This is a genomic window from Pseudomonas sp. MDV22-iso1, assembly GCF_058145095.1.
Genome location: NZ_JBYVMF010000026.1, coordinates 30,930 through 48,979, shown reverse-complemented (window position 1 = coordinate 48,979; position 18,050 = coordinate 30,930). Strand labels below are relative to the sequence as shown.

Here is an 18,050-nt window from a genome sequence, read left to right as displayed (position 1 = left end):
TGTATCAAAAATGAATTTCCGCCGAGTCCGCTGCTCATACTTGTAGGCAGCGGATTTGAGCCCGCGAATTCATTAAGGCAATCAGGGAGTGGCAGAGTTATGAGTCCAGTAACGACGGCGGGTGATTCCCTTGCTGGCGGATTGATTCTGGTGGTCGAGGATGATCCGTTAATCCTGGAGTTTCTCTGCGAAATTCTGCAGGAAGAAGGTTTCTCGGTTGAACCGCAGATCAGTGCAGACGCTGCGTCAATCTATCTGGAGGAACACTCCAATAGGGTCAGTCTGCTACTGACGGACATCACCATGCCCGGCAAACTCAATGGTGCCGATCTGGCCAACCAGTTCGGCGACCGATACCCGGACAAGCCCATCATGATCATGTCGGGCTTCGAAACGCCGGAGACTTCCGGGGTGCGGCACGAGGTGTCTTTCATCAAGAAACCCTGGGCGCTCGGGCAGTTGCTCGATTGTGTGGAAGGCGCGTTGAAGTCACACCGTCCTCAACGTTGATCCTGTACATTTGCTGAAAATCCCGCTTGGCACCTGCGAAAGGAAGTCTCTCTTTGCCTGCTCACGACACTGTCTTCAACACCCCCTACCGCGCATTTTTGTTCGACATGGATGGCACCGTCCTTAATTCCATCGCCGCCGCCGAGCGGATCTGGACCACCTGGGCCTTGCGCCACGGTATTGATGTGCCGTCGTTTTTGCCGACGATCCACGGCGCTCGGGCAATCGATACGGTTAACCGTCAGGGGTTGCCGGGCGTGGATGCCGAGGCGGAAGCCGCCTGGGTGACGCAGGCGGAAGTTGAAGATGTGGAAGGGATTGTCGAGGTGTCAGGGGCGGCGCAGTTTTTGAAATCCCTGCCCGCCAGGCAATGGGCGATTGTGACGTCGGCACCCCGGGAGCTGGCTTTGCGCCGGATGGCCGCCGCGGGGATTGCGGAACCTGAGGTGTTGGTGACTGCGCAGGATGTCAGTGCTGGCAAACCCGATCCTGCCGGTTACCTGTTGGCGGCTAAACGTCTGGGCTTCGATGTGACGGACTGCCTGATTTTCGAAGATGCCAGCGTGGGGATTCAGGCGGCTGAGGCGTCGGGGGCGGATCTGGTGGTGATTACGTCGACCCATCCGCATCCGATTCAGACGCCGCATGCCACGCTTGCCAGCTATGACTCGGTCAGTGTTGAAACGGATCCTGATGGCCGAATTCGCCTTAACCCGATTTGAGGGTGTACTCGCGTTTTGCGGCACTCACGCATTTTGTGGCGAGGGGATTTATCTTGTGGTGAGGGGATTTATCCCCGTTGGGCTGCGAAGCAGTCGCAAGCCCTGACGGCTCGGTGTGACTGAAGAATGCTGGGGGCTGCTTCGCAACCCAACGGGGATAAATCCCCTCGCCACAAATGCTCGCGCCACTTTTGAGTAGTGCGTTCATCAGTAAATCCCCGGTACCAATCGCTAGCCGCGGTGGCAGTCAGCGTCATCCTCGCCGCCGAACTGCGCCTTCAACAGCGCTGCTTCCGCCTGAATACGGGCGATCAGCGGGATCAGTGTGACGGCAGCCAACGCGAGGCCTACGCCGGAGCGACAGGCCAATGCCCACCCGATGGCAATCACCAAGGCAAGTTGGGCCGAGATTTTCATGATTGACTCCATTTGGCGTAGGAACTGCCGAAGGCTTCGATCTTTTGATTTTCAAGTGCGGAAGTTTGCGGCCACCGCCTGTGCCTACGCAGCGTTTTCGTTTCGGGCATTTCGCCGAATCACCTGCGGCGGCTGCCCAAACCCGCGCAAGAAAGCTTCGCGCATACGTCTTGGATCACTGAACCCGCTTTCGATGGCGATTTGATCAAGGGTCAGGCGCCCGCGCTCCAGCAATTGCCGCGCCGCTTCCAGGCGCAGGTTCTCGATGGCTTTTGCGGGCGACTGGCCGGTTTCGGCGCGAAAAGCCCGGCTGAACTGGCGCGGACTGAGACGTGCGACGTCCGCCAATTGCTCCACTGACAAGGCCTCGGCGAGGTGTTCGCGCGCGTAGGCAAGAACGGTTTGAATGCGGTCGGATTTCGGTTCCAGTTCCAGCAGCGCGGAGTGCTGCGACTGGCCACCGGCGCGGCGGTGGTACATCACCAGTTTCTGCGCCACGGACCTGGCCAGCTCGGCGCCGTGATCCTTTTCGACCATCGCCAGTGCCAGATCAATGCCGGCGGTCATCCCGGCGGACGTCCAGATTGAGCCGTCGACCACGTAAATCCGGTCTTCTTCCACCCGGATCGACGGGTACCGCGCTTGCAAATCCCGGGCATACGCCCAATGAGTCGTCGCCCGTCGCCCCTCAAGTAAACCGGCCTGGGCCAGCACGAACGCACCCGAACAGATCGATGCGGTGCGGCGTGTGGCGTTAACGCTGTCACGCAAGAAACTCAACACCCCGGCCGGTGCCTGCTCGAGGATGGAATCGCCGCCGACCACAATGAGGGTGTCGAACACGCGCTCATCGAAGGCCTCGGTGCCGACCGTCAACCCCCCGGAGGCACGCAATGTGTGGCCGTGCTCGGACAGCACGCTGACGTCATAAAGGGGTTCGCCAGCACTGAAGTTGGCGTACTCGAACACCGGCATCGCGGCCAGTGCCATGGACTGAAATCCCTCAAACACCACAAAGGCTATGGAAGTCATCGATTTGTCCTCAAACGGAAGTGTCCTGAAAACGTACTTTAAACGTCATTTGAGACAAGCGTGAGTGCCTTTATAAAGGTTCACACCGGCGACCTTATCGCCTCACTGTGAAGGAAACTTGAAATGGCTCTCTCTTCCAAAGGTACTGCCCTGATTACGGGCGCTTCTTCCGGCATTGGTGCGGTCTATGCCGACCGATTGGCGCGTCAAGGCTATAACCTGATTCTAGTTGCTCGCAGCCGCGGGAAATTGAACGCGCTGGCCAATCAATTGAGCAACGAAACCGGCCGCGCCGTGGAGGTCATCGCTGCTGATTTGAAGGAGAGGGCGGACCTGTTGCGGGTCGAAGAAGTGCTGCGCAATGACGCCAGTATCACCTTGCTGGTCAACAACGCGGGTGTCGGCGGTGTCATGCCCTTGTTGGGCAGCCCGGTGGATGACATGGAAGACATGATCACCCTCAACGTCACCGCGCTGATGCGTTTGGCTTATGCGGTGGTGCCTGGTTTCGTCGCTCGGGGCGTCGGGACCGTGATCAATATTGCTTCGATCGTCGCCATCGCGCCTGAAATTCTCAATGGCGTATACGGCGGCACCAAGGCGTTCGTCCTTGGGTTGAGCCAATCGATGCACCACGAGTTGGCCGACAAAGGCATTCGCGTGCAGGCGGTGTTGCCTGGCGCCACGGCTACGGATTTCTGGAGCGAGGCGGGCAATCCCGTGGAAAATCTTCCGCAGGACATCGTCATGTCCGCCACGGACATGGTCGATGCTGCGCTGGTGGGGTTGGCGGCGGGAGAGGTGGTGACAATTCCGGGGCTGCACGATGGTGAACACTGGGACCGCTACGAAGCCCAACGTAAAGAGCTGTCAGGCTTGTTCGGCAACTCAACGCCGGCATCGCGTTATCGCTGCATTTAAGGCGCAATGAAAAATCTGTGGGAGCAAAGCTTGCTCGCGATAGCGGTGTGTCAGGCAAGTTGACTGAGCCTCATACAGTGCTATCGCGAGCAAGCTTTGCTCCCACAGTTTTCATTCTACCTATCTGTCGTTGTCCCACTGATCTGTCGGCGGCTAAAAACTCTATTGCCCGCTTGCCGCGCCGTCATTTATCAGAATGGCTCGAGCCAGATCTTCGTCGGTAGCGTTCAGACCAGGATTATCCTGGCGGATCTGATGCATCACCGACTCAAGATAAACCCCACGAATCGCACCACCGCTGGCAACGAAGCTGGACGCGTCGTCCTTGGCGGGAATCATCAACTTGTGATCTTTGAAGGTTGAATACAGGGACGCTGAAACCCCGGCCGACGTGGCAACATCGCCTGCATCGACCTTGGCCATAGCCGAACCAAAGGGTAAACACAGTACCAGGGAAGAGATCAGAAAAAGACGGCGCATGACGGTGTCCTCCGACAGCTTGAAGCGTAAGGGAATTACCACATAGCTTAGGATGCCCGACAGTACTCAGGAGTTCCTTGATGCGCGAATAATCACTTCAAGCACTCTCCGCAATTTAATCAATTTGGAGCCGCCGCACTGAGCGCAGCAGAGCGCGCCACACTCAAAATTAACCTGCACGCACCTGTCTGTTTCCGCATGCCTCGCCCTCTGTAGCAGCTGCCGAGCCTGCGAGGCTGCGTTCGACTGCGCAGCAGTCGTTGGTCCTGTGCATATAGTCCGACTGACACTCTGTGCTTTACGAATTTGCGACTGCTGCGCAGTCGAACGCAGCCTCGCAGGCTCGGCAGCTGCTACAGGAAGTGTGGGAAGCGTGGAGAGCGAGGCGACCGATGATCAGTGTCTGCAATGCCACGCGCCAAGGGGGCTATGCTTTGCAGTGTGCCCATGCAATGGGAGATTTCCGATGATCAATGTAGCCACTGCCTGTCTGCTCGCCGATTACAAACGTTGGGCTGACTTACGACTGTTTGAAAGCCTGGTCGCGCTGCCGGCGGGTGAGGTCGGTAGAGAGCGGGCCTCGGTCTTCAAGAACATGATCGGCACCCTCAATCACATTTACGTCGTGGACTGCATCTGGAAGGCCCATCTCGAAGGCCGAGGCCACGGCTTCAAGACGTCACACGACTTGCTGCATGCCGAATTGCCTGACTTGCGCAAGGCGCAAAGAGATATCGATCACTGGTACTGCGACTGGAGTTCGCGCCAGACTGATGAGTCGCTGCGCAAGCTCGTTCAGTTTGCGTTTGTCACGGGTGAAAGCGGCACCATGAGTACCGGCGCAATGCTGATGCACGTGGTTAATCACGCCAGCTATCACCGAGGCTGGATCGTCCAGATGTACTTCGAAATCCCGGCAATGCCCCCCGTTACCGACCTGCCGGTGTTCCTTCGCGAGCATGATCCGAATGTTCAAACGGCTAGCGCTCAGCCGTCGGCTCGGGCAGGTGTCGGGTTATTCGCCAGCGCTACCAATGTGTTGCCGTATCGTTATCGTTATCGTTGACCATTTCTCAGGCCATTTACAACACTGAGAGCATGATGTCGAACGGCATGTCATCGGTATATAACTTGGCCAGTAAAACACTGATGGCGGGATTTCCGATGAATACGTTTTCTCAATATCGAGCCGGTTTCTTTCAAGCATCAAAGTCTGAAATTCGTAAGCAAGTTCATGACTGCACGCGCAGCGTATTGCGGTTCATTAGTGGATCTCCGGCAGGGATTCGGACCTCAATTAAGACGCGGACTCCGAGTTTTTCGCTTTTTCAGCAGTTCAGTTTTACCACCTATAATTAGGATCCAATAGTCTTGAAGACAAAAATTGATCGGGAACTCCTCTGATCTTGTCCATTCTTTCGTAACTTTTCCAAAGTTGTTCTCTAAGGTGGTCTAAATTTTTGTAGATTTCTTTAGAGTGTTCATTTCTTAAGAGGGCGAGTTGGTCCGATTTTGAGATGTTTCCATCTGGGGCCGTCTCAGCAATGGATTTGAACGTTGCAAGATCGTCGCTTAGTTGGCGATACTTCGGTGAATATACGAGGGAGTTGTTTTTGTGGGCTATCTGTTTTGCTATTATCGGATCTACTTCTCTCCCTATTGGTACTGCTGCTCGTGCCAGGTCAAGAAGTGAGGGCGGATTGCCAGCAAAGGCATGATCTGACTGCGCAATCCGTGTTTTGGCATAGAGCTGATTGAAATTTTCGTTTTTTTGATTACCAATAAGCAATAAAATTTGTTCGTGTTTACGTGTGAGTTTTTTAATTTGCCGGTTTTTGAAAAAGTTGCTGGACTTTTTCCAAAGTTGGCTAAAAACAGGGATGTTTCCCGTAGGGTCAATCAAATTTATTGGGTCTCCTAAACAATATGCATATGAATTGATTCCGCCTCTCCCAAATGGACTTAAATTATCCGGGCCGTTAAACCTCATCAACACCGGGTTGAATGCCCTATATCCATTGCCCAATAAGTAATGCCCGGTTACCGGGTCTGGCCGTTCGCCATTGAACCCCAGCAGGCTGCACATTCCGTTTGCAGGGAGGCGGTGGCCGTAAGGCGAGTAAGCGATGGGTTGTATTGAATGATCGGCGCTAAGCGTCCGGGTTATTGAACGCTGTTGATCGGTGGCCAGTAATGATGTGTTGAACGTATCGTTTTCAAATCGCTGCTGGGCCAACAACACATCACCGTGCTGGACAATGGAGTGCTTCACAGCGTCCTGAATCTCGGTGGCTAACCGGTTTTTGCTATAGAAGCGTTGAAGCTGCGGTTCGTCGGTCAAAGTATGGCCGATCAACCGGTCAAGGGCGTCGTAGCGGTAGTGGCATATTTGGATTGGCTGTGATCGCTTCATAAATCAGTGCTCCGCTTGACTGATATGTTGCGGATCAGTGTTGGCGGATTCAGGACGCTTTGGAACTAGCAGAACTGTTAGGTTTTCGTGTGTCAGTCCGTATACATTTCAATAGTCAGATGATTAATTGTGGCGAGGGAGCTTGCTCCCGCTGGGCTGCGTAGCAGTCGAAAAACCTGGGTGCGAGGTTTGGCTGAATGACTGCGGTTGCAGGTTTTGGGGTCGCTTCGCAACCCAGCGGGAGTGAACTCCCTCGTCACAGGGGATTGTGTAACTCCTATTCGGTCAGCACTTTCCTGAACGTTTCCACCAGCGGCCGCAAGTTTATGCGGTGCCAGGCTGCCCAGAGTGGTGTGGTGAATGCGATCCACGGCACTTCCCGCAGCACCACGCCCGGCGGTGCGTTGCGGCTTAACCCTTTTTGAATCATCGCGATGCCCAGGCCTGAGGCGACGAGGCCCAGTGCCGTGAAGGGTTCGGTGGCTTCCATGCGAATGTCGGGAGTGAAGCCGGCGCGGATGCAGGCGCTGACGAAGTCTTCGCGGCTGGCGCAGTTCTGGCGGTGTTGCACGCCGATCCACTCCTGATCCACGAGGTCGGCCGGGGTCAGGTTTTTTTGAAGCGCCAGTGGGTGATGTTCGGGCAGCGCCAGCAACATCGGGTCGTCGAGTACCTGGAAACCCAGCAGGTCCGGATCGTCGGCGACGGGTGGTTCGCTGACCAGGGCGATATCCAGACTACGCTGACGCAGGCCTTCGAGTTGTTCGACAGAGCTCAGGTTGTACAGCGCGACGTGGACGCTGGGTCGCTCGACCCGCAGCACGCGCAGGGCATTGGGCAGCACGCCGGCGTGCATGGCGTTCTCGATGTAGCCGATGCACAGGCCGCCTTCTTCGCCTCGACCCAGACGCTTGCCGAGGGATTCAAGTCGATTGGCGTGGGTGAGCAGTGCGCGGGTTTCTGCCAGGAAAGTCTGCCCATCGCGGGTCAGGCGGATGCGTTGCTGGCTGCGCTCGAACAGTGTCAGGCCCAGACGTTCTTCGAGCTGGGCGATCTGACGGCTCAGGGGTGATTGGGAAATGTGCAGGCGTTCGGCAGCGCGTCCGACGTGCTCTTCTTCAGCGACGGCGACGAAGTAGCGCAATTGGCGGATGTCGATCATGTCAGACCTCTTGGGACTCAAGTGCTGCACATTATGTCTTGGACGGTCCGATCGTAGCAATCTAGGATCTGCTCAACGGTCACCTGCACTCCTTTAGCAAGGCGACCTCTGAAACTGACGAGGATTGAATCATGAGCTTGAAAGACAAATTGCCCGGCACCCTGGGTTTCGGCACCGCGCCACTGGGCAACATGTTCCGCGCCATTCCCGAAGAAGAGGCGATGGCCACCGTGCACGCGGCCTGGGACGCGGGCGTTCGGTACTTTGATACCGCGCCGTTCTACGGCTCCGGCCTCTCGGAGATTCGCCTCGGCACCGCGCTGGCGCAATACAACCGCGACGACTATGTGCTCAGCAGCAAGGTTGGCCGGGTGATTCTTGATGAAGTCGAAGATGCTTCGGCCCGGGACCTGGGCGAAAAGAGTGGGGTGTTCGAGCACGGTCGCCCGAACAAGATCGTTAATGACTACAGTGCTGACGCGACGATACGTTCGATCGAAGACAGCCTCAAGCGTCTGCAAACCGACCGTCTGGACATTGTCTGGGTGCATGACATTGCCCAGGATTTTTACGGTGATCAGTGGCTCGAGTACTTCAATCAGGCCCGCACCGGCGCGTTCAAAGTGCTGACGCGGTTGCGTGAGGAAGGGGTGATCAAGGGCTGGGGCCTGGGTGTGAACAAGGTAGAGCCTTGCGAACTGACCCTTGACCTGACCGAAGCTCAGCCGGACGGTTTTCTCTTGGCGGGGCGCTACACGCTGCTCGACCATGACCGTGCCTTACAGCGTTTGATGGATGCCGCGTTGGCGCAGAACGTCGAGATCGTGGTCGGCGGTCCGTACAGCTCGGGCATTCTGGCGGGCGGCACGCACTTCGAGTACCAGAAAGCCAGTCCGGCGATCGTCAATAAGGTCGACCAGATCAAGCGCATTGCCGCGGCCCACGGCGTCGATATCAAAGCAGCGGCGTTGCAGTTTTCCCTGGCGAATCCGGCGGTGGCGGCGGTGATTCCAGGCTCCAGCCGTCCTGACCGGATTGCTGAAGATGTGGCGGCGTTGTCGGCGGTGATTCCTGCGGCGTTCTGGCAGGCACTGCGTGACGCGAAGCTGGTGTCCGAGCGGGCTCCGCTGCCAGGCCAAAAGATCGCAGCCCGAGCCTTCGGCAGCGCTTACATGAAGGATGGTGACGTATGAAAATTGATCTCAGCGGAAAACTGGCGATTGTCAGCGGCAGTACCGCCGGCATTGGCTTGGGCATCAGCAAGGCGCTGGCCGAATCCGGCGCAACGGTAGTGGTGATCGGCCGGGAAGCGGCGAAGGTCGAGCAAGCGTTGGCCAGCATTCGCCAAAGCGTGCCAGGTGCGCAGTTGCGCGGTGTGACAGCTGACCTGGGCACTGCTGAAGGCGCTGAACAGTTGTTCGCCGCCGAACCGCGGGCGGACATCCTGGTGAACAACCTGGGGATCTTCAATGACGTGGATTTCTTCGACGCGTCAGACAGTGAGTGGACGCGCTTCTACGAAGTCAACGTGATCTCCGGTGTGCGCCTGTCTCGGCATTACGTGCCGGACATGGTCAAGCAAGGATGGGGGCGGGTGATTTTCCTGTCCTCCGAATCCGGCGTCGCGACCCCGGCAGACATGATCAACTATGGCGTCACCAAAAGCGCTAACCTCGCGGTGTCCCATGGTTTGGCCAAGCGCTTGGCAGGCACTGGCGTAACGGTCAATTCGGTGCTGCCCGGCCCGACATTCACCGACGGCCTGGAACACATGCTCAAGGATGCCATCGCCGAATCCGGACGCAGCGCCCGGGAAGAAGCCGACGCCTTTGTGCGTAAGGCCCGTCCGACGTCGATCATCCAGCGCGTGGCGGATGTCGAGGAAGTCGCGAATCTGGTGGCCTACATTGCGTCGCCACTGTCCTCGGCCACCACTGGCGCGGCCCTGCGGGTCGACGGCGGTGTCGTCGACAGCATGGCAATCTGAACCCTTTTCATCTAGAGAGAACGCACTATGGCAACTGCATCAGCTTTTATCGATATCCCGGCTTCGGCCGACCAGGTGTGGCAATTGATTGGTGGCTTCGACACGCTGCCGGACTGGCTGCCGTTCATTCCCAACAGTGAGTTGAGTGAAGGCGGACGTGTGCGCAGCCTGCAAACCTCGGATGGCGCGGTGGTGGTCGAGCGGCTTGAGCTGTTTGATAACGCGGCGAAGACTTACAGCTATTCGATTTTGCAGGCGCCGTTTCCGGCGAAGGATTACCTGGCGACCTTGAGCGTTGAGGCTCGAGGGGAGGGTGCGCGGGTGACGTGGTCAGGGAAGTTTGAACCGGTCGGCGTCAGTGACGAAGAAGTGGTGGCCTTGTTTACGGGGATCTATGAGGGCGGGCTCAAAGCGTTGCGGGCCAATTACCCGGGTTGATAACCAACCCAAAACCTTGTGAGAGTGAGCCTGCTCGCGATGGCGGTGGCACATTCAGCACGATTTCGCCTGGAACCCCGCAATCGCTGGCAGGCCTGCTCCCACATTTGATCTGGGTTGAATCCGTGGCGAGGGAGCTTGCTCCCGCTGGGTCGCGAAGCGGCCCCAAAAGAGGGACTGCTACGCAGCCCAGCGGGAGCAAGCTCCCTCGCCACAGTTGCAGTGTCAGGCTTAAGTGAACAGCTTTACCCTGGGGGAGCAAGCGCGCTCCCACATGTTGATCTTCATTGACATGCAGGAGGGGTCAGGTCTGTGGGATCAGGCTCTGCCGGCAATCGAGCACCAACCGCGCGCCACCCCTTTCACTGCTCCCTACCTCCAGCGTAAACCCGTGCAGGCTGACAATCGCGGCGACGATGGACAGTCCAAGTCCAAACCCGCTTTGCTGGTTGCCACCCTCGGCGCGATAGAAGCGCTGGAACACCGCTTCCCGTTCGGCCAACGGTATGCCGGGTCCGGAGTCGAGTACTTCGATCCGCGTATGCCCACCCTCATTGACCCCACGCAAAATCACTTCGCCACCTGGTGGGGTGAACTTGATCGAATTGCTCAACAGGTTGGCCACGGCTTCAAACAACAACGCCCGATCACCGTTTAGCGGCGGCAATGAGAGTGGTATTTGCAGCTGGAATTTCAGTTCGCCTTCTTCGGCCAGCGGCAAGTAAAAGTCATGCAGCTCCTGCAACATCGGCACGGGATCCAGCTGCACAAAACCGGAACGGCGCTGGCGATCTTCCAGTTCGGAAATCCGCAACAGGCCGCGAAAACGCGCCATCAAGGTGTCTGCTTCGCCGAGCACGGAGTCCAGTTGCACGGCCAGGGGTGAGCCTTCGTCCGCCTGCTGCTGGATGCGGTACAACTGCGCCCGCAAGCGGGTCAGTGGCGTGCGCAGATCATGGGCGATGTTGTCGCAGACGCCCTTGACCTCGTTCATCAACCGCTCGATGCGTTCGAGCATGGCATTGACGATGGCTGCGAGCATGTCCAGTTCATCGCGACGGTTGGACAGCGGCAATCGGCGCGTCAAGTCACCGGCCACGATGGCTTCGGCGCTGGCCTGAATCCCGCGAATCCGTTTCAAGGGGCGGCGCCGCAACAGGTGCCAACCAGCGATGCCCGGGAGGATGGTCAGGGTGACGCCCCAGAACAAGGCGTGGAGGATGATTCGCGTGACGGCAAACAGAGAGCCGTTGTCGCGCACCAGAATCAGCCAGCGACCGTCGAGCGTCTGGGTGGCGACCGCATCACAACTGTCGGCCGGCAGGCTCGGGTCGTCGGAATCGGCGCAATCGCTGAGCATGTGAATCTTGCCGTCCAGTGGCAATCCTTCGGGAACGTGGTTCAGCGCGCCGCTCAGGTAGCGGTGCTGCTCGTCGAACAGGCCATAGGCGTCGATGCCGCGGATGTCGAAGGTCATGCTGACGGCGAGGGCGTCGACCAGTTGCTGGCCCTGAAAGTGCGAGAACAGATGCTGGCGTTGCAAAAGAGAGTGTTTGGCCAGGTTGTCCAGGTAGGCGGAAACCTCGTAGTACATGACCCCCATGAGAATGCCGCTCCAGATCACGAACAGTGAACTGTAGAGCGCGAGCAAACGACTGCTGGAAGAGCGCCAGCCTTTAGACGGGTTCGGCAATGACATAACCCGAGCCTCGCACGGTCCGTATCAGTGGGGCATTGCCGGGGGGGTCGATCTTTTTGCGCAACCGGCCGATGTGCACGTCGATGAGGTTGGTGCCGGGATCAAAGTGATAGCCCCAGACCTCTTCGAAAATCATCATGCGCGACAGGATCTGCCCGGTGTTGCGCATCAGAAACTCCAGCAGTTTGTACTCGGTGGGCAACAGCGTCAGCAGTTGACCGTCGCGGCTGGCTTCGTGGCTGATCAGGTTCAGTTCGAGGTCAGCGACCCGCAGCGTGGTGGCCTGGGTGGCGACGGTGTTCTGGCGGCGCAGCAGGACTTCAACCCGAGCGGCCATTTCATCGGTGGCAAAGGGTTTGGTCAGGTAATCGTCACCCCCTGCGCGCAGGCCTCGTACTCGCTCATCGACATCGGAGAGGGCGCTGATCATCAGGATTGGCGTGGCGACACCCATGGTCCTGAGCGTGGTGACAATGGCCAGGCCGTCCAGCTCGGGCAGCATGCGGTCGAGGGTGATCAAGTCGTAGTTGCCACTGACTGCACGCTCCAGTCCTTCGCGGCCATTGTCGACCCAGTCCACGTCGAGGCCATGGCTGCTGAGTTCCGCAACAATTTCCCGGGCGGTCACGGCGTCGTCTTCGATGGTCAAGATTCGGGTCATAGGAAGGCCTGATGGTGGTTCAAAACGTTGCCGGCATTTTGCCAATAATTAGCGCCGGTCTTTCTAAATAAAACTTCATCTAAAGGCGCAATGCATAAAACCCGCTGGTTATGACGTTTCGTTGCAATTTGCATGGCTTTTGGAAGTTCAAAATTTTTAAGATTATGAAAAATAAAGACTTTTTAAAAATTCCGCATTGGCACGCTGACTGCACTGACTCAATCAACAACTTGTAACAACATCTTTCCTGCCTGGAGCGACATAATAATGAATAGATCCTCGGATGGTTTCTATCCTGCCGCAGAAGAATCAAACGCGCGGTCGGGCGTTTCCTGGGGTGCGATCTTCGCTGGGGCCGCTGCGGCGGCGGCGTTGTCGTTGATCCTGGTATTGCTCGGTTTCGGTCTGGGCTTTTCGGCGGTTTCCCCTTGGGCTAACGAAGGCGTCAGCGCCAAGGGCCTTGGCATATCGACGATCGTCTGGTTGGCGTTTACCCAAATCATCGCCTCGGGGCTCGGTGGCTACATCGCCGGTCGTCTGCGGGTGAAATGGGCCAACATGCACGGTGACGAAGTGTACTTCCGTGACACCGCCCATGGCTTCCTGGCCTGGTGTGTTGCGACACTGGTTGCGGCCACACTGGTCGTTGGCTCGGTCAGCAGCATTGTCAGTGGGGGTGTGCAGGCCGGCGCCAATGTTGTCGGCGGTGCCGCCAGTGCCGCGACTCAAGCCGCCGGTACAGCGGCCAATAACACCAGCAGTGACCAGTATGGCTACTTCGTCGACAGCCTGTTCCGTGATGATCGTCCTGCCGCCGTCAGCGATGACGCTGCCCGTGGCACCGTCACCCGCATCTTTGTGCGCAGCCTGAACGACGGTCAGCTGGCCGCTGAAGACCGTACCTACCTCGCGCAACTGGTTGCCCAACGGACCAACCTGACCCAGGCCGACGCTGAGCGTCGTGTCGACGAAGTGTATGCCCGCACCCAGAAAGCCGTGGCCGATGCCAAGCAAGCGGCCAAGGAAGCGGCTGATACCGCAGCCAAAGTCGCTGCCATGACGGCGTTGTGGATGTTCGTTGCCCTGTTGATCGGCGCGTTCTTCGCCAGCTTCGCTGCAACCTTCGGCGGTCGTCGTCGGGATGCGGTGGTGTATGTCGAATCCGATGCTTATGTCACCACCCCGTCCTCTATTCGTTAATCCAGGAGAATACTCATGCGCTCATTACTGTTGTTTTTCCTCGGCGTACCGATCCCGATCATTATCCTGATCGCCCTGTTCATGCACTGATAACACTGGGGCTGATGCCTCGGCCGCTTCTACCTCGGGTAGAAGCGGCTTTTTTGTGGGGCCTGATTTTTTCGGGTGAGGGCATTCATTCAATCGGCGTATTGAGAAACTCCTCAAGCTGCTCCGCGTACGCCGTATACGCTGCGATCCGTGGAAATTGGGCAGCGTCTGCTTGTTCAGGAACCACAAGCCTGGCGAAACTCCAGGCCACCGCCAGGGTGATTCCGTCCTGGGTAATCGAACCGTCGGTCTTCAGTGACTGTTTTTCCAGTTCCCGCTCAAGCGCCAGGTACGCGGCGGCAAGTTGCCCTTCAACCCGTTCCACCCAGGGTTCAAATTGAATCTCGACCGGACGCAGGGTGCGCTCGTAATAAAGCTGCACGGACTTCTCGCACGCCGCCAACGCCAGACCAATCAAACGCAAGGACCGCACACGTTGATCAATGTCGGTCGGCATCAGGCTGTTGCCGGTCCCGGCCAGCGCTTCCAGGTAATCGATGATCAGGGTCGAGTCGATGAGTACGTCGCCATTATCCAGTACCAGCGTCGGCGCCTTGACCACCGGGTTGATCTGCTGGAATTGCTCGAAATGGCGGAACACGGAAACCGACTGATGTTCCAGCTGAATGCCAAGGCACTTGGCAGAAATGGCGACGCGCCGCACGTAGGGGGAATCCAGCATGCCGATCAGCTTCATTTGGGCTCTCCTTGAGATGACGATTTCGGATGTTCAACCTTAGCTTAGGTTCCATTCGCTGCAATGGATGTCAGGCTGATCCCCGATACCGATCAGCCATTTGTCTTCCATATACAGCCGCTGGATGGAATTTCTTGCTATAAACGCACTCCGATAACCACCACAAAGGCTGCCGTAGCGCACTTTCAAGGCTTTGTCGGACGAATTCGCTGTCTTTTCAGTTGCTGAGGCCTCAAGTCGGCCTTAGACTGCCGCCCCTCGTAAATTGAGTGCCGGGTGGCGCTTGGAATAAACGGCGCCTTTCCGATGGCCAGACCAGGTCCCGCGGAACGCTCCCTAATTCGCCTTAATGCACGTTTTTTTATAGAGATATCAATGACAAAGGACAAGTTGCTGGCCATGCCGGCGGATGACTACATGAATGCCGAGCAACATGCTTTCTTCTCCGAGCTGTTGCAGAACATGAAAGTCGAAACCCATGAGCGCATTGAACAGAACCGCATCGCCATCGAGAGCCTGGACACTCCAGCCGATCCGGCCGATGCTGCTTCTGTTGAAGAAGAGCGCACCTGGCTGGTGAACGCTATCGATCGTGACCAGCGCATGCTGCCTCAGTTGGAACAGGCTCTGGAACGCATCAAAGAAGACAGCTTCGGCTGGTGTGATGACAGCGGCGAGGCGATTGGCCTCAAGCGCCTGCTGATCAGCCCGACCACCAAGTACTGCATCGAAGCTCAAGAGCGTCACGAACAGATCGACAAGCACCAGCGTCAGGCCTGATTTCGTAACGCCCCGCATCGCGGGCAAGCCCGGCTCCATCAAGAGCAAGGCTTGCGCGCGATGCTTTTTTTCGTCTGCCAGAAAGCGTCCTCTTTTATTGATCTGCTGCAACGCCTCCGACTAAGGGACCATAGATAATGGCGATCTAGTGGCGTCTAATGCACATACAATTAGAAGAGTCGTAGGGTGACGAAGATGACAAGAGACGGATCTCTGGTTGGGCAAGTGCCCGTACCAGTACCTGTGACCCCAACCCGCTGGCTGGCGCCGACCCTGCAAAGCATCGCACTGATGCTCCTGTTGTGTGGCGTCGCGCTAGGTAACTGGCCGCTCTACCTCGGCTTGCCGCTGGCCGTGATGATCATCTGGCTACCGCGCCTGCGATCGCGAACCCTTCCAGAACCCGCCTTGGTGGACAGTCACGGCACGATTGCCGAACTGACTCGCGATCTGTCCTACACCACCAGTCACAACGCGCTGTCAGCCGCTGGCGTAGCGTTTTCGGTCAAGCAGTTAGCCGACAGGCTGCAATCGCAGCTTGGCGCGGCGGCGCAAATCGTCAGCAATGCCGAAGTGATGATCGCCACCGAACAAGCCACCTCGACCTTGAGCCGCAACGCCCTCAGCGCCGCCAGTGAAGCCCATCAAAGCAGCGCAGCGGGGCGCTCGGAACTGGTCGAGTCCATTGCTCGCATGCACCAGCTCAGCCAACGCGCCAGTAACAGCCGCGAGCTGATCGAGGCCTTGAGCCTGCGCAGCGACGACATTCAGCGAGTCACCCTGGTCATTCAATCCATTGCCAGCCAAACCAATTTGTTGGCGTTGAACGCGGCCATCGAAGCCGCGCGAGCCGGCGAACACGGTCGGGGCTTTGCGGTGGTCGCCGATGAGGTGCGTGGCCTGGCAGCGCGCACGGCTGCGGCGACGGGTGAAGTGGGCGAGATGGTCGCCGATATCCAGCAGCGCACCGCGCAGGTGGTGGAACAGATTCGCCAACTTTCCACCGATCTGGATATAGGTGTCGAGCAAGTCGAACAGACGGGGCAGCACCTGGACAACATTGCGCGTCTGGCGGCGGGCGTAGAAATCCAGGTCGGGGAAATCGCTCAAGGCGCTGACACCAACCGTGAGCAACTCGACAGCCTGTTCCACGCCATCGAGCAAATGCGCAGTGACCTGGCCGTCAGCGATCAACAGACACAACGCCTGGCCCAGGCGGCGGTGCAAATGGAAGGGCAGGCAGAAACCATCAGTGAGCGGCTGGCCGAAGTCGGTCTGGATGACTATCACCAGCGTATCTACGACCTGGCGCGCGAAGGGGCCGCACAAATTGCGGCGTGTTTTGAAGCCGATATCGATCAGGGGCGAGTCAGCCTGGACGACCTGTTCGACCGGCATTACCAGGCAATCGCGAACACTCAACCGGCCAAATTCCAGACCCGTTTCGATCGCTATACCGATCAGGTGTTGCCGGCCATTCAGGAACCTTTACTGACGCGCCATGAAGGCTTGGTGTTCGCCATCGCCTGTACCCAGCAAGGTTATGTGCCGACCCATAACAAGGTCTTCAGCCAGCCGCTGACGGGGGATGCCCAGGTGGATGCGCTGCAGAACCGTACCAAGCGCAAATTTGCCGACCGCACTGGCATCCGTTGCGGCAGCCATCAGCAAGCCGTTCTGTTGCAAACCTATACCCGCGATACCGGCGAGCTCATGCACGATCTTTCTGTGCCGATCGTTATCAAAGGACGGCATTGGGGCGGTTTGCGCATGGGCTATAGACCAGAGAATCCGCACTGAGGAGCCGCGGATTGTTACCGGTTCGGCAATGAAGCTGTGCAGCGGCGTCGCTGTTTCCTCGTTCAGGAACTTACTACCATGCCTACATAGTTAGGTGGCTAATTAAGTTCAGAGGTCAGCATGCAAAGCAAAGTCGATGTGGCGGTGATGATTGGCAGCGGTGTGCCCGCTTGCCTGCGAGCGATGGGGCAGAGTGTCTGCTGGGTGGTGCTGCTCAATGGTGAACGCCGCGGGACAGCCTTCTCCAGTCGTAACGAGGCGGAGGAGTGCAGGGCTGCCTGGCTGGCGCAATTGAGCGTCGGGAATCCTGGCAGCCTGCATTGATCCGGGACTAGTGAATCTGGTGCATGCGCAGGTTGAGGTCATCGACCACGCGCGCCCAATCAGCGTCTTCGCGTAATTGTTCTTTCAGGAAGGCTGCCTGTTGTGGCGTCCAGAACTCGGCATCAATGAGTTTCTTGTCTTCGGGCAGGGGGGAATGACTTTCGATGAAATCGTCGATGGCCTTTTCGCTGGAGTCCAGGCCAAGTTGGTCGAACAGTCCTTTCAAGTCATGTGTAGGTGAATCCATGTTTCTCTCCTTGCGGGTCGCGCCGAGTGCGAGATCTGAAGTGCGGCTCATTGCATCTGAGGGGCCCGCACTCCAGGAGTTCGATAGCGTTGTTCGAAAGCAGAGCAAGCATAGACTGCAAACCCGGTATCAGGCTTTCAGTGCGCCTTCATCAACGGCAAGCTTGAGGGCTTTGGCTGCTTCTTTGGCGGCGAAATCAGCGACGTCCGATGTCTTGAACCAGCGATCCTTCTCGACCTGGTGATAGGTCACAGTCGTCAATGGCGGTTTGGCTCGCATGACAATAACCGCCTGGAATTCACCCTCGACTTCTCTGGCTTCGCCCCGGATAAAAAATTCGCCGATATCAAATTCCGTCACGTAGCTGCCTTCCCTTGAAAATATTCTGTTGTTTTGAACGCCGTCCGGCTTGGGGACAGTTTCTTTGGTCGGGCAGTATGGCAGTAGTTGCCTGCCGACGGCTGAGTTAA

General features: G+C 57.6%; 20 protein-coding genes and 1 pseudogene. 11 read left to right on the top strand and 10 right to left on the bottom strand.

Features of this window, described 5'->3' with window-relative positions:
• Positions 1-99 precede the first annotated feature (99 nt).
• Positions 100-510, top strand: coding sequence for a response regulator (locus tag AC3ZVB_RS24155; RefSeq protein ID WP_194691967.1), 411 nt, complete (start codon positions 100-102; stop codon positions 508-510).
• Positions 511-563: 53 nt separating this feature from the next.
• Positions 564-1,232, top strand: coding sequence for an HAD-IA family hydrolase (locus AC3ZVB_RS24150; protein WP_490147901.1), 669 nt, complete (start codon positions 564-566; stop codon positions 1,230-1,232).
• Positions 1,233-1,463: 231 nt separating this feature from the next.
• Here the strand turns inward: AC3ZVB_RS24150 and AC3ZVB_RS24145 are convergent.
• A pseudogene (locus AC3ZVB_RS24145) lies at positions 1,464-1,625 on the bottom strand (isoprenylcysteine carboxylmethyltransferase family protein); the annotation flags it as partial.
• Positions 1,626-1,733: 108 nt separating this feature from the next.
• Positions 1,734-2,681 carry a GlxA family transcriptional regulator gene (locus AC3ZVB_RS24140; RefSeq protein WP_194691969.1) on the bottom strand — a complete coding sequence of 316 codons (948 nt, stop codon included), beginning with the start codon at positions 2,679-2,681 and terminating at the stop codon, positions 1,734-1,736.
• 123 nt (positions 2,682-2,804) lie between these two features.
• On the opposite strand from AC3ZVB_RS24140, the gene AC3ZVB_RS24135 reads away from it, so the two are divergent.
• A complete protein-coding gene (locus AC3ZVB_RS24135) occupies positions 2,805-3,602 on the top strand; it encodes an SDR family NAD(P)-dependent oxidoreductase (RefSeq protein ID WP_490147900.1) in 798 nt (265 codons plus the stop codon).
• 162 nt (positions 3,603-3,764) lie between these two features.
• Here the strand turns inward: AC3ZVB_RS24135 and AC3ZVB_RS24130 are convergent, their stop codons facing one another.
• A complete protein-coding gene (locus tag AC3ZVB_RS24130) occupies positions 3,765-4,082 on the bottom strand; it encodes a DUF2388 domain-containing protein (protein ID WP_162439181.1) in 318 nt (105 codons plus the stop codon).
• A gap of 466 nt (positions 4,083-4,548) precedes the next feature.
• Between AC3ZVB_RS24130 and AC3ZVB_RS24125 the strand changes: the two genes are divergently transcribed.
• A complete protein-coding gene (locus tag AC3ZVB_RS24125; protein WP_490147899.1) occupies positions 4,549-5,148 on the top strand; it encodes a DinB family protein in 600 nt (199 codons plus the stop codon).
• A 276-nt stretch (positions 5,149-5,424) separates the two neighbouring features.
• Here AC3ZVB_RS24125 and AC3ZVB_RS24120 read toward each other — a convergent pair whose 3' ends face one another.
• Positions 5,425-6,495 carry an RHS repeat-associated core domain-containing protein gene (locus tag AC3ZVB_RS24120; protein WP_490147898.1) on the bottom strand — a complete coding sequence of 357 codons (1,071 nt, stop codon included), beginning with the start codon at positions 6,493-6,495 and terminating at the stop codon, positions 5,425-5,427.
• Between the two features lie 277 nt (positions 6,496-6,772).
• Positions 6,773-7,657, bottom strand: coding sequence for a LysR substrate-binding domain-containing protein (locus AC3ZVB_RS24115; RefSeq protein ID WP_490147897.1), 885 nt, complete (start codon positions 7,655-7,657; stop codon positions 6,773-6,775).
• A 131-nt stretch (positions 7,658-7,788) separates the two neighbouring features.
• Here AC3ZVB_RS24115 and AC3ZVB_RS24110 point away from each other — a divergent pair, with 131 nt between their 5' ends.
• Genes AC3ZVB_RS24110 through AC3ZVB_RS24100 form a run of 3 tightly spaced genes read left to right on the top strand, consistent with a single transcriptional unit; the run spans position 7,789 to position 10,082 of the window.
• On the top strand, positions 7,789-8,850 hold the full coding sequence (locus AC3ZVB_RS24110) for an aldo/keto reductase (protein ID WP_490147896.1): 1,062 nt from the start codon (positions 7,789-7,791) through the stop codon (positions 8,848-8,850).
• A complete protein-coding gene (locus tag AC3ZVB_RS24105) occupies positions 8,847-9,644 on the top strand; it encodes an SDR family NAD(P)-dependent oxidoreductase (protein ID WP_194691975.1) in 798 nt (265 codons plus the stop codon). Before AC3ZVB_RS24110 ends, AC3ZVB_RS24105 begins: the two co-directional genes overlap by 4 nt.
• A 27-nt stretch (positions 9,645-9,671) precedes the next feature.
• Positions 9,672-10,082 carry an SRPBCC family protein gene (locus AC3ZVB_RS24100; protein WP_194691976.1) on the top strand — a complete coding sequence of 137 codons (411 nt, stop codon included), beginning with the start codon at positions 9,672-9,674 and terminating at the stop codon, positions 10,080-10,082.
• 304 nt (positions 10,083-10,386) lie between these two features.
• Here the strand turns inward: AC3ZVB_RS24100 and AC3ZVB_RS24095 are convergent, their stop codons facing one another.
• Together AC3ZVB_RS24095 and AC3ZVB_RS24090 are read right to left on the bottom strand one after the other, a co-directional pair.
• Positions 10,387-11,781 carry a sensor histidine kinase gene (locus AC3ZVB_RS24095; protein ID WP_162439188.1) on the bottom strand — a complete coding sequence of 465 codons (1,395 nt, stop codon included), beginning with the start codon at positions 11,779-11,781 and terminating at the stop codon, positions 10,387-10,389.
• Positions 11,759-12,442, bottom strand: coding sequence for a response regulator transcription factor (locus tag AC3ZVB_RS24090; RefSeq protein ID WP_194691977.1), 684 nt, complete (start codon positions 12,440-12,442; stop codon positions 11,759-11,761). The genes AC3ZVB_RS24095 and AC3ZVB_RS24090 overlap by 23 nt, the downstream gene beginning before the upstream one ends.
• Positions 12,443-12,709: 267 nt before the next feature.
• On the opposite strand from AC3ZVB_RS24090, the gene AC3ZVB_RS24085 reads away from it, so the two are divergent.
• Positions 12,710-13,642: a hypothetical protein gene (locus tag AC3ZVB_RS24085; RefSeq protein WP_162439190.1), complete on the top strand. Its 933-nt coding sequence runs from the start codon at positions 12,710-12,712 to the stop codon at positions 13,640-13,642.
• A 175-nt stretch (positions 13,643-13,817) separates the two neighbouring features.
• Here AC3ZVB_RS24085 and AC3ZVB_RS24080 read toward each other — a convergent pair whose 3' ends face one another.
• On the bottom strand, positions 13,818-14,429 hold the full coding sequence (locus AC3ZVB_RS24080; protein WP_490147895.1) for a glutathione S-transferase: 612 nt from the start codon (positions 14,427-14,429) through the stop codon (positions 13,818-13,820).
• A 375-nt stretch (positions 14,430-14,804) separates the two neighbouring features.
• On the opposite strand from AC3ZVB_RS24080, the gene AC3ZVB_RS24075 reads away from it, so the two are divergent.
• The 3 genes from AC3ZVB_RS24075 to AC3ZVB_RS24065 all read left to right on the top strand — a co-directional run bounded on the left by AC3ZVB_RS24075 (position 14,805) and on the right by AC3ZVB_RS24065 (position 17,333).
• Positions 14,805-15,209: a TraR/DksA family transcriptional regulator gene (locus AC3ZVB_RS24075; protein ID WP_007907888.1), complete on the top strand. Its 405-nt coding sequence runs from the start codon at positions 14,805-14,807 to the stop codon at positions 15,207-15,209.
• 195 nt (positions 15,210-15,404) lie between these two features.
• Positions 15,405-17,009, top strand: coding sequence for a methyl-accepting chemotaxis protein (locus tag AC3ZVB_RS24070; protein ID WP_490147894.1), 1,605 nt, complete (start codon positions 15,405-15,407; stop codon positions 17,007-17,009).
• 120 nt (positions 17,010-17,129) lie between these two features.
• Entirely contained in the window at positions 17,130-17,333 is a 204-nt protein-coding gene (locus AC3ZVB_RS24065; protein WP_162439193.1) for a hypothetical protein, read from the top strand.
• 7 nt (positions 17,334-17,340) lie between these two features.
• Here the strand turns inward: AC3ZVB_RS24065 and AC3ZVB_RS24060 are convergent, their stop codons facing one another.
• Both AC3ZVB_RS24060 and AC3ZVB_RS24055 read right to left on the bottom strand, forming a co-directional pair.
• Complete coding sequence (locus tag AC3ZVB_RS24060; protein ID WP_162439194.1) at positions 17,341-17,580, bottom strand: DUF2789 domain-containing protein; 240 nt, start codon at positions 17,578-17,580, stop codon at positions 17,341-17,343.
• 129 nt (positions 17,581-17,709) lie between these two features.
• Positions 17,710-17,940 carry a hypothetical protein gene (locus AC3ZVB_RS24055; protein WP_162439195.1) on the bottom strand — a complete coding sequence of 77 codons (231 nt, stop codon included), beginning with the start codon at positions 17,938-17,940 and terminating at the stop codon, positions 17,710-17,712.
• Positions 17,941-18,050 lie beyond the last annotated feature (110 nt).